We start from the raw sequence: 13,627 nt of genomic DNA on the forward strand, positions 1-13,627 counted from the left end.
ATGGGATTTATATCTTTAGAAGGAATAGAGTTTTTCGCTTATCATGGATACTATGATGAGGAAAGACGCATCGGAAACAAATATTCTGTAGATATTACAGTGGAAGTTAATTTCAGAGATGCCGCCGAGCATGATAAATTAGCCGAGACACTAGACTATGAAGATCTTTATAAAATAATAAGGGATGAAATTAACATTCCTTCTAAATTATTAGAACACATTTGTAAGCGGATAATCGATAGTGTATTTACCCGTTTTGCAAAATCCACTTCTGTAGAGGTTAGCATCTCAAAATTCAATCCACCAATCGGTGGTGTATGTCAGCGTGCCAGAGTTACAATGAAAAGAAATCGGGATGAAACCATTTAAGTCAATACTGATTCTAATATTTTTCTCTTCATTTTCTATCCTTGCACAGGAAAATCATTTTAAATTATTCAAAGCATACGATAGAAATGGCAATCAGGTCGAGATCAGTGATAAAATCGAAGATATTAAAAGCTCTGATGTCGTTTTTTTTGGTGAATTACACAATCAGGCTATTTCTCACTGGCTTTCACTTCGCATATTAAAATCACTACCTGTAGATAACCTGGTTGCTGGCTTTGAAATGTTTGAGACAGATCAACAGATATTTCTGGACGAATTATCAAAAGGCTTAATCAAAGGAAATAAGCTTGAAGATGTAACTCATCTATGGTCAAATTATAAGACTGATTATGCCCCTTTAGTAGAGTATTGTTTAAAAAATGATATTCGGGTGTTAGCTACTAATATTCCCAGAAGATATGCCTCTATCACTGCAAAAGTAGGTTTGGATTCTCTATCTAAGCTTGAACTGTCATCAGAAGTTGTTCCGAAAACAAATTTTGATTTACCTGAAGATTATAAAACCTATGATCAGATAAAAAATATGGGAGGACACGGGCATGGAATGACCATGGAATATTTTGTGCAAGCCCAGGCTATAAAGGATTATACTATGGCCACAATGATCTCAAATGCGTTGAATTCAGGTGCAAAAAGAGTTTTTCATCTAAATGGTTCTTTTCATTCTACCCAATTTGAAGGAATCGTTGGCTTTTTGACAAACATAAACCCTGGTATTTCCGTTTTCACTGTGGAGGTCGTAATTCAGGGCGACCTTGCTGAATTAAATGAGGAAAACAAAGGGAAAGCTGACCTTATCATAGTTTTACCTTCGGATTCTCCTGTAACTTACTAACCGGAGAAAAATCATTTTTATATTTTTGTATCCATAATTAATTATTGACCAATATGGTATTTGGATTATTTAAAAAGAAAAAGAAAAAACCTTCAGGTCCGGATTATGTGGACCTTTCAGTTAAAGATATTATTAAAGAAACACCCGATGCCATCACTATCGTTTTTGATGCCCCAGATATGGATTATAAGCCAGGGCAATTTCTAACTTTAATTAGTGATATTAACGGAGAGGAAATCAGGCGATCATATTCTCTTTGCACGTATAAAGAAATAGATGAATATCCTGCAGTGACTGTAAAAAGAGTGCAGGGTGGAAAAATGTCTAATTATTTAAATGAAGCTCTTCATATAGGTGATACAATTACTGTAATGAAGCCAAAAGGCCATTTTACGGTAGAGACAAATCAGGCAAACGGTCGTCATATAGTATTATTTGGTGCCGGAAGTGGTATCACTCCATTAAAAGGTATTGCTTCTCAGGTATTAGAGGACGAACCAAATTCAACTGTTTCATTGATCTATGCCAACAGAAACCATGAATCTATAATTTTCAGAAATGCCTGGACAGAAATGATAGCAAAATATGAAAATAGATTGAGTGTAAGTCATATCTTGGAAGAGGCATCGGATAATTTTGAAGCGAGAACGGGGCTTCCCTCAAAAGAAATGCTTGTTGAGCTGGTGAATGATCTGACCGGTAAAGATCCTGCATATTATTTCATGTGTGGACCTGCTCCTTTTATGGAAAAAGTAGAAGAAGCACTGGAAGAACTTAATGTTCCGAAGGAAATAGTTAAGAAAGAAAGCTTTACTCCTGCAAAGAAAAAAGAAATTGAAACGGACCAGTCTGTACAAAGGACTGTAAAAGTGATTATAGATGATGAAGAACATGATGTAACTGTTCAACCCGGGCAGAGTATCCTTGAAGCAGGTTTAATCATGGATCTTGATATGCCTTTTAGTTGCCAGAGTGGTATGTGTACGGCTTGCAGAGCTAAGTGCCTGAACGGAAAAGTATCAATGGAAGAAAGTGATGCTTTGACAGATGAAGAATTAGAAGAAGGATATGTGCTTACGTGTGTAGGCCATCCTGAAACAGATGATGTAAAACTGGAATTTGACTGAAATGATTGATACTACAAATACAACTGATAAACCTGAAAGACATTTCCTGCCACAGGAACTGAAGGTGAATAGCTGGGATGAAATTAAACCATTTTTTGATAACCTTGTTGAACGCGAAATCGGAACTGAGGAAGACCTGAGAAAGTGGTTTCGAGATAGAAGCGAGTTAGAAGCAGTTATTTCCGAAAACCTTGGATGGAGATATATCAGAATGACGACGGATACCGGGAATGAAAAATATGTAGAAGATTATAAAAATTTCATTCAAAATATTCAGCCCCATATCTCCCCATATTCAGATAAGCTTAATAAAAAGGCTGTAGAAAGCGATTACCTTAAGAATATCGAGAAGGAGAAGGCCTATTTCATTTTATCCAGGGGGATGAAGGAAAACATTAAGATTTTCAAGGAAGAAAATATCCCTCTTCAAACTAAGGCTCAGACTAAATCACAGGAATATGGCTCGATAACCGGAGGAATGACTATCGAGCTTAATGGAGAAGAATTAACACTCCAACAGGCAGGCGATTTTTTATTGAGTCCTGATCGAAATTTACGCGAAAAAGTTTATAAGAAAATTAGTGAGAGGAGGCTTCAAGATAAGTCAAAGCTTGATGATATTTTTAATGAGCTAATTACCCTGAGAGATCAGATGGGTAAAAACTCAGGGTTTAAAAACTACCGTGATTACAAGTTTTCAGCAATGGGTAGGTTTGATTATTCTGTTGAAGATTGTTTTGCTTTCCATGATTCTGTTTCTAAAGAAGTCGTGCCACTATTAAATAAAATGGCTGAAAGGCGAAAAGAAACTCTTGATGTTGACCATCTGAGACCATGGGACAAAAGCGTGGACCCGGAAGGCAATACTCCTTTAAAGCCATTTGAAGGAGGAGAAGAGTTACTCGAAAAGACAATTAAAGTATTTGATAAGCTTGATCCTTATTTAGGTAAATGCCTCGTTCGAATGAAAGAAATGGGGCATCTCGATCTTGAAAGCAGAAAAGGCAAGGCTCCGGGTGGATATAATTATCCATTATCTGAGACCGGTGTTCCATTTATCTTCATGAATGCTACTACCAAATTGAGAGACATGGTAACACTTTTACATGAAGGAGGACATGCCGTACATTCATTTCTGGCCAATGATCTCGAATTAACTGATTTTAAACATACTCCATCAGAAGTTGCTGAATTGGCGAGTATGTCAATGGAGCTTTTGACTATGGATTATTGGGATATATTCTTCACAAATGAAGAGGAATTGAAGCGAGCAAAAAAGGAACATCTTGAACAAATAATCCAGACGTTACCGTGGGTTGCAACAATAGATAAATTTCAACATTGGATCTATGAAAATCCCGGGCATACTGTAGAAGAAAGGGATGCCGAGTGGGTAAAGATCTTTAGTGAGTTTGCAGACAATGTAACAGACTGGTCAGGATTAGAGAAATTCAGAAAGAACCTGTGGCAGCGACAGCTTCATTTATTTGAAGTTCCTTTTTATTACATTGAGTATGGAATGGCTCAATTAGGTGCGGTTGCTGTCTGGAAAAATTTCAAGGAGGACAATGAGCAGGGGCTTGATAATTATAAAAATGCCCTGAAACTTGGATATACTAAAACAATTCCAGAGATATACGAAGCTGCTGGTATCTCATTTGATTTTTCATCTGAATATATCAGTGAATTAATGTCTTTCGTAAATGATGAATTGAATAAGATCGTGTGATAAAGTAAAACTAAAAAAAAGGGTGTTCAATTGAGCACCCTTTTTTTATGCAGTAAATATTCCATACAATATCACACCAATTATTATGGCCAGAAGAATCAATCCAAAGAATACATTTACTTTTTTTCTTTGCCCGGTGTAGTAACTTCTAAGTTTCTTTTCAATTTCAATTCCAGCTTCTTCATTAGAAGTAATTGCTCCTTCTGCTCCAGCTTTGATCGATTCTTCAATGATCACTTCATTAGTTCCTTCTTTGAAAAGAACATAAATTGGCAAATTTTTATATTTCTGTCTGATTCTTTTGATCAGATCAATTCCATTCAATCCCTTAATGTTAATGTCGGTTACAACAGCCCAGGGTCGGGTATCATCAAGGTAGCTCAACAACTCATTACTTTCGGTAAAAGTCCGGATTTTCCTGAATCCTTTGTCTTCAAGATGCATTTTTATGAGTTCCAGCTTCATTTCCTCATGAGCACCGATAACCAGCGGCTGATGTCTTGTGGTTAACATGCTTATTCCCATTATAACTCTGGTTAGTGAAAATCTTATTCAGACGGAATAGTAAAAACTCCTTTTTCTTCAGGTTGTGTGCCGTTTTCAAAGCCTGCAATTGAATCGGGATAAGTAACTATGATCTCATTATATACTTTAGTATGAACATCATGATCAATTCGAAGCATTAAACGGTTATTATTTGCAGCTTCGATGCTATCCATCAGAGCTTTTGCATCTTCTGATTTTTCTTCAAGATTGATTTCATCAGCTGCTTCAAATAAATTCATCGTAAAGGTATCCGTGGCTGAATCATATTCGTCAATTTTTTCAGAATCTTTTAAATCCTCTCTTGAATATTGTAATTCCTTAAGATCGTTAAGGTTGTTTTTAAGTTCCTCAGCTTTTTCTGATGAAAGGCCTTTATTTTCCATTTCACTGATCAGTTGATTCATAAGATCAAATTTATTTTCATCTTCACTGATCATATTTTCCCAGCTACTGTCAGATTTGAATTTAACAGTATTATACAGGGCATAAACCGAATCATAATTCACTAAATTTTCAGCTTTATCATCAGTTTTTGTACCACATGAAGCTGTAAATAATATTAGAAATACGATAATCAGGTCACTAAAATGTTTTGTTCTCATAGTTAAAAAATTTTCCTTATTTCATTTTTTAAAGTGATCATAGCAGAAATCACAGGATTACTTTCGTCTTGCATGCTTTCATTAAGCACGATTTTAGCAAGTTCAAGCCCGGGAGCATTTTTATCGCAACGACTAGCCGCATCATTAATCGAACTGATCATGAATTCTTTGGCATTTTTGATTTGTTGCCAGGAATCATCGCTCATATAAATTTGTTGAGCGAGGTTGTGCTGATACTCATTGCTTATTTCATTGATAGCGACATATCTTAACTCATCCGCTGTCAGATCATTTCTGTTAATCCTTGGGAATAAATTGTCTGGAGATATACGCTCTAAAAATAATGTCATCCTTTCGAAGGCTTGTAATCGTATTGGAAGAGCTGCTTCGGCATTATTTGCTTTAATTTTAAGCTCTTTTTTATCGAGTTCCCTGGCAATAAATGATTTTGTAGCAAGATACATTGCTGTTAAAACCAATGCTGCCGGGATTGTGATTTTTAAAATATCACCGATAATTCCTTCCATAAATTAAAAATTAAATTAACAAAAACTGAAATATTACGATATACTAATAAAACCTAAAATTATAAAGAAATTTGTATCAGATTGACAATCTGTATGAATTATTACCTTTTTAGACTTTTTTAAACAGAGGTTGAAGAATGAAAACAATAGAATTTAGTAAATCTGCTTTAGCAGAAGTAAAAAATATCATGACCAAGAAAGGTATACCGGAAGGATATGGACTTAGAGTAGGAGCCAAGGGAGCCGGCTGCGGGGGTATGTCTTTTGCTCTTGGTTTTGATAAGAAAAAGGAAAATGATGACCATTTTGAGATAGAAGGTATTCCGGTATATGTTGAAAAAAAATTTGTTATGTATTTACTGGGAATGGTTGTTGATTTTTATGAAGGAAGTGAGGCGAGGGGCTTTCTTTTTCTGAAAAAGGAAGATTTTGAAGGTGAGCTGGTTTAAACTTAATTGAATTGGTTATTTTTGGCTCTTTATTAATTATTCGGATAAGATCACATCATGGAATTAACAGATTTAACTGCAATATCACCTGTAGATGGTAGGTACAGGTCAAAAACAGATTCATTAGCTGAATATTTTTCGGAATATGGCCTGATAAAATACAGAGTGAGAATAGAGATTGAATATTTTATCGCACTATGCGAACAAAAAATACCTCAATTATCTTCTGTAGATGCAGATAAGTTTGAATCACTAAGGTCAATTTATAAAGAATTTACTCTCGATGATGCAAAGGCTATCAAAGAGATAGAAAAAACAACCAATCATGATGTGAAAGCAGTTGAATATCTTATTAAAGAGAAATTTGATGCTTTGGGACTAGAGGATGTTAAAGAATTTGTTCATTTTGGCCTTACCTCTCAGGATATTAACAATACTGCAATCCCATTATCTATTAAGGAAGCACATGAAAAAGTATTGTTACCTGCCCTTAATAATGTTATTGAATTGATGTCAGGCATTGCAGAAGACTGGAAAGATATTTCGATGCTGGCAAAAACACATGGACAGCCTGCCTCTCCAACGAGATTGGGTAAAGAGATTGAAGTTTTTGTTTCCAGATTAACAGAGCAATTAAAGCAATTGGAAGCAGTTCCTTTTGCCGCAAAGTTTGGCGGGGCTACAGGTAATTTTAATGCACATAACGTAGCTTATCCAGGAGAGAACTGGCATAAGTTTGGGAATAAGTTCGTTACTGAATACCTGGGTCTTAAAAGAAGTTACCCGACAACTCAAATTGAGCACTATGATCACCTGGCAGCTTATTTTGATGCCTGGAAAAGAATTAATACGATACTTCTGGACTTCAGTAAAGATATATGGCAATATGTTGCAATGAATTACTTTAAGCAGAAGATAAAGAAAGGTGAAGTAGGGTCTTCTGCTATGCCACACAAGGTTAATCCAATAGATTTTGAAAATGCAGAAGGTAATCTTGGAATTGCTAATTCCCAGCTAATATTTCTTGGCGGAAAGTTACCTGTGTCAAGATTACAAAGAGATCTTACTGACAGCACAGTTTTAAGAAATGTAGGGGTTCCTTTTGGTCACATATTAATATCACTGGCCTCGTTAACAAAAGGTATTGGTAAGCTTGAGTTGAATAAGTCTGCTATTGATCATGATCTTGAAGAAAACTGGGCTGTTGTAGCTGAGGCAATTCAGACAATTTTACGAAGAGAAGGATATCCAAAACCTTATGAAGCCCTGAAGTCTTTGACCAGGAAAAATGAAAAGATCACAGAATCAACAATCAAAAGCTTTATCTCAGAACTGAATGTAAACGAGAGTATAAAGAAGGAATTAAGCGACATAACACCATTTAACTATACAGGAATATAAACTCCTTTAATTATGAATAATAAATCATTCATAACCAGGATGTCATTGTTATATTATTTTACTCTGGCATTACCACTGGGATTTTTTGTTTACGTCTGGCTTCATTTCTATGATGGTTCACTACAACCTTTGATGCCTGAAGTGGATATTACTACAAATCTCATGATAATCGCAATAATCTTATTGAGTGCTGTTGGAGGGATTATTTATTATAAGAGATCAATACAAAACGCAATTAATGCACAGAATCTCAGGTTAAAGCTAACAGGTTTTATGACTTCAAATATTGTTTTGTTTGCAGCTTTTGAAGTAGCCTCCCTGGCTGCTGTATTCGGTTACTTTCTTTCTGAAAGTGGATTGTTTCTGGCGGTGTATGTCGGTTTGCTATTTTATTCGACAACAAAATTACGACCTGAAAGGGAACGGGTGATAAAAGATCTCAAACTGAGTGAAGAAGAGAAAGAACAATTGGAAATATAGAAAACAGAAAAAGGGGGCGAATCGCCCCCTTTTTTAATTAGAATATGAATCCAAAGCTTACTGCATTTAAATCCGGGGCATTTACATCATCAAATACCGGGTTAAGATCATAGTCCACAAAGAAGTTAAAGTTTCCATAGCCTATTTGAGCTCTTAATCCATATCTGAAATTATTCATGTTAAAGCTTGAGAAGTCTTTATCTTTCTCCTTGTCACCCTCAAAATTGTAAGTGTATTTTGAATAGCTGGCTAGTCGGTAACCTACAAAGCCTCCAAAACCTACTCTAAAGCTTTTCTTATTATATCTTGTCACATTTCTAATACTTCCGTCACTCAATTCTATTGGTTTCTTTTTGTATGAGAAATCAAGCATTGGAACAAAGTGCATTGTAGCATAAGAAGCTGTTAGTTTACTTTTTATAAAACCAAGCTCAGGATTTTGATCCTGCGTGAAAACTACTCCTGTTTCAGTTTTGGAAATTCGGGTAGCAGGATCATCAAATTTAAAGTTGTACCAATGGATACCAGCTCCCCATAATAGAAACAAAGGTCCACCGAAAGATGATTTATTCTCGATAGTACCTCCTATGCGAGCACTATGCCATGGTTTCACTGCATATTGGGAATTACCTGAAGGGAAATCAGATCCTTCAACCCAATTATTTAATCCATATTCAATATGACCTGTAGTTTTTGTACCAGGCCTTTTCCTGTTATCTTCAACTTTGCCATGTTTTCGAGGATATTGAATAACTAATTCCTCATCGCCCTGATCATCTTCGTAATCTTCACCTTCTACCAATACCTCAGTGGAGCCATCAGATTTGATGATATAAATTTTTCCTTTATCCTCTTTTATGATTCGAGCATAATCAGATTCATTTTTAATTATAATTCTTTTGAATTCATCCGAGTCACCAGAATCAAGATGGTACCGATAATCATCAACAATCTTATTTAGATTGTAATTTCGTATTACCTCAAGCCCCAAAGTATCGTTATATTGAATTATGACAGTATTATTGCCAGGGAATTCAAGTTTTAGAGTATCGGGATTCTGACCATAAGAATTTGTAGCTGTAAGAAATATTGAAGCCAGAATAAAAATTATTTTCGTTTTCATACCTATTCAGTTTCTAAGTTTTTGTTTTTACCATTGAATGCGAGTAACTGACTGGTAGTGTTTTTGATCGATTTAAAAATCTTTTTACTTTCATTGGTAGCCTTTGAGTCAGAGGCAAGTGATTCAAGCAATGAATCATCACCCCACATCTGCTCTTCACCTAAGTTTCCTTGATCCGTAGGTTCAGGCTTTGTTGTTTTTGTAGCAACCTTTCCGAAGGTTAAAGTAACTGATTGAGACTGATCAGATATTTTTTCCTCCATCTGTGGTTCTGTAATATTTTTTAATTCTTTTCCGTCAGCAAGCATATTTTTTGTTTGAATTTGTTCTGTCTGCTCAACTGACTCCTGCATGTTAATTTTTTTAGGGTTTGATGATTTTGTATTATTTGCTACTTCGATTTGTTTTCCGGAATCGGTAGCTGATTTGCTTGTAATCGCTTCGACCTTTTTTCCTTCATTTTCATTTTCAGTTATTGTAGAGTTATTGGTATTATCCGCAATTAATTCTTCAGTTTTTATCGGAGTATTTAATTTTTCATCGTTCTTTTCAATTTGTGGAATGTTCAATTCTTCAGTTTGCTGAACCAAAATATCTTCTTCTTCAGGTAACTGAAATAACACTATTGAAGCAACTCCAAGGAATAAAATAGCGGCAGCCACCCTGTAAAATATCCGTTTTTTGGACTTGCTTTTTTTCTGCTTCAGCATTTTATCCAGATCCTCCCACGCTTTTGGTGACGGATCAGACTCATGGGTGCTGAGTTTATCTCTAAAGAGCTTGTCTAAATTTGAATTATCCATGGTGGTCCTCCTTTAAATTTTTATTAATGCGTTCCTCTTCATAAGAAAGCATTTTTTGTAACTGTGACCTTGCCCTGCTTAATTGGCTTTTACTGGTGTTTTCACTTATGTTGAGTTTTTCTGCAATTTCTTTATGAGAAAACCCATCGATAGCATACAATGAAAAGACAGTTCTATAGCCTTGGGGTAATTTATCAATCAGTTTTAAAAGGTCTTCTGCTTCGAGAGAATTGGATAGTGAATTATAATCCTGAACATTTGAAGCTGCATTCAAGTCAGACTCAGGCCACATATTTTTATTCTTCCTGAGATACATTAATGCTTCATTTACCATTATCTTTCTCATCCATCCTTCGAAGCTACCTTGAAATTCATATTGATCTATTTTTTCAAAGATCTTCATGAATCCTTTCACCATAACTCCTTCTGCCTCGAGGCTATCAGATATATACCGCCGGCAAATGGCATGCATTCTGCCGGAATACCGATCATATAGCTCTTTTTGCGCATTTCGTTTCTGCTTTTTACAATCCAGAACAATTTGCTCAAGTGAGTCGTTATGTGAAATTTTTAGTCTCATTACTCGCATTCAATAGGAAGATGCAGAAGTATAATCAGAGGTTGCTTGGCCTTGAAAAAAATTAATAAGCTGCTTTATAGTCTAGCTTAACTTCTATTTCTGTCCACTTATCTTTATCGACTTTAACGGGGTTAATTATATTGTCTCCATCAAACCTATTAACGTAATATCCTTTTTCCTCTTTGGAAACAATAGTGTATTTACCAGGAGGTAAGGAAACTTTAAAATTTCCAGACTCATCTGACTTTACTGTTTTAAATGGCTTTTTATCAATGACACTTAACCAAACTCTATTGGTGATATCAACTGATTCAGCACTAATCGGCTCGAAAATATAAAGTGTTCTGGAAATCCCAACGGGCTTACTTCTATTTGCATCATCTCCAATTGCAGGCATAAAATTCCCTTCATACCACATTACTTTACCCGTAATACCCTGATCATATTGTTTTTTATTTGCTGCACATGAAATAATAAAAATCATGAGTAAGCTTAAATTTATTAATACTGGATACTTGAACATATTAATGATTTTAGTTGTTGCAATTTAATATAAAGCAAAAAACCGGCCTAAAGCCGGTTTTTGATCAGAAATGTTACAAAATTTATTATTGATTATATTGTCCGATATTTTCAATCGATCCGTATTGAGATATAGTTTCGTTTAATTCTCCTGTTACATTTACTTTTGCTCGTGCTGCTCCGGAAACCTTGATTTCTGCTCTATTTGTTTCGAGTTCTTTTGCTTGTAAAGAACTACTACCTGAAATAGTCGCTTGCAAGAAGTTACAGTTTCCTTCCAAATCAATTTTAGATATGCCCGTTGCGTTTACATATAAATTTTTAACATCGCCGGTATAAAATATCTTGGCTTGATTGGATGCTTCAATTTCAAAAGTTTCCTGTCTCAGGTTATTTAAATAAACCTTACTTTTTCCTGTTGATTTAAGAGATTGCAATTCAGGAACGGTTACTTCAATATGAACTTTATCGCTTTCATCCATCCATGAATTACCATCGCTATCATAATCCATCGTTAGGACCCCATCGATATTGGTCAGCTTTACTCTGTCAATATATCTTTCAGAGTGACTGTTAATCGTAACAGAATACTTATCTCCCTGATTGATCTTAACATTGAAGCCTTCATCGATAACAAGATTTGAAATGCTATCGAATTCGATGGTGTCGGATTCGTTAGTCCTGTATTCATACCTGTATTCATCATCTGAATCATCATCTGACTCACATGTTAAACACTGTAATCCATCCGGATTGAAGACCCAGGTATTTTTGGAAAATTCTGATCTTCTGTAACCGTACTTGCTCAAAGTTCTTGAAATCACCTGGTTAAAGCCTTTTTCAACATGAACAGGGGTTTGATATGGGATATATAATGTTACAGTAACCTCCTGAGCTCTCCAGTTTGATTCTTTGTCAAACTCGATCTCCCTGTCAAATACTATTACAGAATCATTTTGTACAACGCCATAGTTTACTTTTTCAGCATATTCACGGGCGTTTTCAAAAGAGCTACCCCTCGCAGATATTTTTTTCACCATCTTCACGTAATTTTCATCGTGACCGCGTAGCTGTAATCTGATTTCATTATAATCATTGATGTCTCTGCTGAAGAGGTTGTTATCATCATTATATTCGTCAGAAAGTCGCAATACTATTTGTTTGCCTTCTATGCCACTATAAATTTCCTCAGTTTCAACATGTCCTTCATCACTCCATTGTGAGATAGCCTTAGGAAGAGTTGCAGCAACAATAGCAATTGATATAAACCATGCTGCCAGAAAACTCCAGCCTACTCCTGTATTTAAGACCCATCTTCTGGAGATAATAGATATGCCAGCAATTGCAAGCATAACACCAGGGATTGTAACTATAAGGAAAACACCTAGTATTCCGATTGCAGGAAACATCTCAGTAAATATGCTTATTGGAATACCATCGATAACAGTATTTTCAGGTGCTGCGGTAATACCTAAGGCAGCTGCTAATCCAATAATTGAAGAGACAGAAACAACAAGTCCTACAAAGGTTATGAATACTCCTATTATTACTCTTATGGCTTCTACCAAAAACTTTAATAAAGGACCAAGAACCCTTGATAACCAATGAAAAAACATGGCGATGAGTCGGAAAGGGAAAAGAAGAATCTTAACTAATAGATTTTCCTGATCGTCTTCTTTCAGGTTTAACCCTTTCTTAATATTCGACTCTATATTAGAAAGGGTTACCGGCTCCCCCCGCATTTGAACCTTTTCAGTGATTGTCGAGGCCATTGGAGTTATGATCCATAACACCAGGTATAATATAAGTCCTGCACCACCGGCAAATATTCCCAGAATAAACAGTACTCTGATTAGAGTCACGTCTGTACCAAAGTATGCTGCAATACCTCCTGATACACCGGCTATTACCTTGTCATCCGGATTTCGGTAAAGCTTTTTAATCTGTTTGTTTTCTTCAAGGGTATAGTTAGGTGGAACAATTATCCACATAGCTATATATCCTACAACTACCAAAACAGGAGTTGCTTCAAATATTAGCCCCCGAAAGTTAGAATCAGAAAAATTAGACGGATCCAAAGTGCATCCACATTAAAGTAATGCGCAAGTCCGCTACAAACACCTCCGATTAATCTGTTGTTCATATCACGGAACAGTTTTCTGGAAGCAGCCGAAAAACCTTCATAAGATTTTTCTTTATCCTTATGACTGAATTCTTGATTGAACGTTCCGTCGTCCAAAGTTTCTTCTAATGCTTCGAAGTCTTCTATGCTACCCATAGTGCTTATTAGTGAAGCAACATCTTCTGCATTGATAACTTGTTTGCCTTCATTTAATTTGGCCAGGAATATTTCCGCAATTCGATTCTCGATATCTGCGATAATTTCACTACTGTCCTCATAGGTAGAAAAATACTTGTTTATTGAATCCAAATAGGATTTCAGACTTTCATATCCTTCTTCCTCTATGTGGAATATGATTCCTCCAATATTTATACTTATATTCTTTTTCATG

The 13,627-nt window shown here is 35.6% G+C and carries 16 protein-coding genes; 7 read left to right on the forward strand and 9 right to left on the reverse strand.

The genetic code is table 11. The features are described from left to right. Genes folB through DCC35_RS04570 form a run of 4 tightly spaced genes read left to right on the forward strand, consistent with a single transcriptional unit; the run spans window position 1 to window position 4,081 of the window. Window positions 1-369, forward strand: a complete 369-nt coding sequence (folB, locus tag DCC35_RS04555) for a dihydroneopterin aldolase (protein WP_137089673.1) — start codon at window positions 1-3, stop codon at window positions 367-369. Then, window positions 356-1,225, forward strand: coding sequence for a ChaN family lipoprotein (locus tag DCC35_RS04560; RefSeq protein ID WP_137089674.1), 870 nt, complete (start codon window positions 356-358; stop codon window positions 1,223-1,225). Before folB ends, DCC35_RS04560 begins: the two co-directional genes overlap by 14 nt. A 53-nt stretch (window positions 1,226-1,278) precedes the next feature. Next, complete coding sequence (locus tag DCC35_RS04565) at window positions 1,279-2,352, forward strand: ferredoxin--NADP reductase (RefSeq protein ID WP_137089675.1); 1,074 nt, start codon at window positions 1,279-1,281, stop codon at window positions 2,350-2,352. Window position 2,353: 1 nt separating this feature from the next. Further along, window positions 2,354-4,081, forward strand: coding sequence for a M3 family oligoendopeptidase (locus DCC35_RS04570; protein WP_137089676.1), 1,728 nt, complete (start codon window positions 2,354-2,356; stop codon window positions 4,079-4,081). A 45-nt stretch (window positions 4,082-4,126) separates the two neighbouring features. Here DCC35_RS04570 and DCC35_RS04575 read toward each other — a convergent pair whose 3' ends face one another. Genes DCC35_RS04575 through DCC35_RS04585 form a run of 3 tightly spaced genes read right to left on the reverse strand, consistent with a single transcriptional unit; the run spans window position 4,127 to window position 5,756 of the window. Then, complete coding sequence (locus DCC35_RS04575; protein ID WP_217495913.1) at window positions 4,127-4,594, reverse strand: response regulator; 468 nt, start codon at window positions 4,592-4,594, stop codon at window positions 4,127-4,129. A 35-nt stretch (window positions 4,595-4,629) separates the two neighbouring features. Continuing rightward, on the reverse strand, window positions 4,630-5,229 hold the full coding sequence (locus tag DCC35_RS04580) for a hypothetical protein (RefSeq protein ID WP_137089678.1): 600 nt from the start codon (window positions 5,227-5,229) through the stop codon (window positions 4,630-4,632). A 2-nt stretch (window positions 5,230-5,231) separates the two neighbouring features. Continuing rightward, window positions 5,232-5,756: a DUF7935 family protein gene (locus DCC35_RS04585; protein WP_137089679.1), complete on the reverse strand. Its 525-nt coding sequence runs from the start codon at window positions 5,754-5,756 to the stop codon at window positions 5,232-5,234. Window positions 5,757-5,893: 137 nt separating this feature from the next. Here DCC35_RS04585 and DCC35_RS04590 point away from each other — a divergent pair, with 137 nt between their 5' ends. The 3 genes from DCC35_RS04590 to DCC35_RS04600 are packed head-to-tail and all read left to right on the forward strand — an operon-like array spanning window position 5,894 to window position 8,086. Further along, window positions 5,894-6,205 (forward strand): HesB/IscA family protein, encoded by a 312-nt coding sequence (locus DCC35_RS04590; protein ID WP_137089680.1) that lies wholly within the window; start codon window positions 5,894-5,896, stop codon window positions 6,203-6,205. Window positions 6,206-6,262: 57 nt separating this feature from the next. Next, the gene (gene purB, locus DCC35_RS04595; protein ID WP_137089681.1) at window positions 6,263-7,606 is read left to right on the forward strand and encodes an adenylosuccinate lyase; all 1,344 of its coding nucleotides are present in this window, start codon (window positions 6,263-6,265) and stop codon (window positions 7,604-7,606) included. A gap of 12 nt (window positions 7,607-7,618) precedes the next feature. Continuing rightward, window positions 7,619-8,086 carry a hypothetical protein gene (locus DCC35_RS04600; RefSeq protein ID WP_137089682.1) on the forward strand — a complete coding sequence of 156 codons (468 nt, stop codon included), beginning with the start codon at window positions 7,619-7,621 and terminating at the stop codon, window positions 8,084-8,086. A gap of 37 nt (window positions 8,087-8,123) precedes the next feature. Here the strand turns inward: DCC35_RS04600 and DCC35_RS04605 are convergent, their stop codons facing one another. The 6 genes from DCC35_RS04605 to DCC35_RS04630 all read right to left on the reverse strand — a co-directional run bounded on the left by DCC35_RS04605 (window position 8,124) and on the right by DCC35_RS04630 (window position 13,626). Next, on the reverse strand, window positions 8,124-9,209 hold the full coding sequence (locus DCC35_RS04605) for a hypothetical protein (protein WP_137089683.1): 1,086 nt from the start codon (window positions 9,207-9,209) through the stop codon (window positions 8,124-8,126). Window positions 9,210-9,211: 2 nt separating this feature from the next. Continuing rightward, entirely contained in the window at window positions 9,212-10,012 is an 801-nt protein-coding gene (locus tag DCC35_RS04610) for a hypothetical protein (protein WP_137089684.1), read from the reverse strand. Next, a complete protein-coding gene (locus tag DCC35_RS04615; RefSeq protein ID WP_137089685.1) occupies window positions 10,005-10,592 on the reverse strand; it encodes an RNA polymerase sigma factor in 588 nt (195 codons plus the stop codon). The genes DCC35_RS04610 and DCC35_RS04615 overlap by 8 nt, the downstream gene beginning before the upstream one ends. A 61-nt stretch (window positions 10,593-10,653) precedes the next feature. Further along, window positions 10,654-11,115, reverse strand: a complete 462-nt coding sequence (locus DCC35_RS04620) for a prealbumin-like fold domain-containing protein (RefSeq protein ID WP_217495914.1) — start codon at window positions 11,113-11,115, stop codon at window positions 10,654-10,656. Window positions 11,116-11,200: 85 nt separating this feature from the next. Further along, window positions 11,201-13,192: a GIN domain-containing protein gene (locus DCC35_RS04625; RefSeq protein ID WP_175402710.1), complete on the reverse strand. Its 1,992-nt coding sequence runs from the start codon at window positions 13,190-13,192 to the stop codon at window positions 11,201-11,203. Further along, complete coding sequence (locus tag DCC35_RS04630; protein WP_137089688.1) at window positions 13,150-13,626, reverse strand: PspC domain-containing protein; 477 nt, start codon at window positions 13,624-13,626, stop codon at window positions 13,150-13,152. The genes DCC35_RS04625 and DCC35_RS04630 overlap by 43 nt, the downstream gene beginning before the upstream one ends. Window position 13,627 lies beyond the last annotated feature (1 nt).

This window comes from Mangrovivirga cuniculi (assembly GCF_005166025.1).
Lineage (GTDB): Bacteria > Bacteroidota > Bacteroidia > Cytophagales > Cyclobacteriaceae > Mangrovivirga > Mangrovivirga cuniculi.

Coding starts and splice junctions, on each gene's coding strand:
- folB (WP_137089673.1), top strand. CDS start 1: ATGGGATTTATATCTTTAGAAGGAATAGAGTTTTTCGCTTATCATGGA.
- DCC35_RS04560 (WP_137089674.1), top strand. CDS start 356: ATGAAACCATTTAAGTCAATACTGATTCTAATATTTTTCTCTTCATTT.
- DCC35_RS04565 (WP_137089675.1), top strand. CDS start 1,279: ATGGTATTTGGATTATTTAAAAAGAAAAAGAAAAAACCTTCAGGTCCG.
- DCC35_RS04570 (WP_137089676.1), top strand. CDS start 2,354: ATGATTGATACTACAAATACAACTGATAAACCTGAAAGACATTTCCTG.
- DCC35_RS04575 (WP_217495913.1), bottom strand. CDS start 4,594: ATGTTAACCACAAGACATCAGCCGCTGGTTATCGGTGCTCATGAGGAA.
- DCC35_RS04580 (WP_137089678.1), bottom strand. CDS start 5,229: ATGAGAACAAAACATTTTAGTGACCTGATTATCGTATTTCTAATATTA.
- DCC35_RS04585 (WP_137089679.1), bottom strand. CDS start 5,756: ATGGAAGGAATTATCGGTGATATTTTAAAAATCACAATCCCGGCAGCA.
- DCC35_RS04590 (WP_137089680.1), top strand. CDS start 5,894: ATGAAAACAATAGAATTTAGTAAATCTGCTTTAGCAGAAGTAAAAAAT.
- purB (WP_137089681.1), top strand. CDS start 6,263: ATGGAATTAACAGATTTAACTGCAATATCACCTGTAGATGGTAGGTAC.
- DCC35_RS04600 (WP_137089682.1), top strand. CDS start 7,619: ATGAATAATAAATCATTCATAACCAGGATGTCATTGTTATATTATTTT.
- DCC35_RS04605 (WP_137089683.1), bottom strand. CDS start 9,209: ATGAAAACGAAAATAATTTTTATTCTGGCTTCAATATTTCTTACAGCT.
- DCC35_RS04610 (WP_137089684.1), bottom strand. CDS start 10,012: ATGGATAATTCAAATTTAGACAAGCTCTTTAGAGATAAACTCAGCACC.
- DCC35_RS04615 (WP_137089685.1), bottom strand. CDS start 10,592: ATGAGACTAAAAATTTCACATAACGACTCACTTGAGCAAATTGTTCTG.
- DCC35_RS04620 (WP_217495914.1), bottom strand. CDS start 11,115: ATGTTCAAGTATCCAGTATTAATAAATTTAAGCTTACTCATGATTTTT.
- DCC35_RS04630 (WP_137089688.1), bottom strand. CDS start 13,626: ATGAAAAAGAATATAAGTATAAATATTGGAGGAATCATATTCCACATA.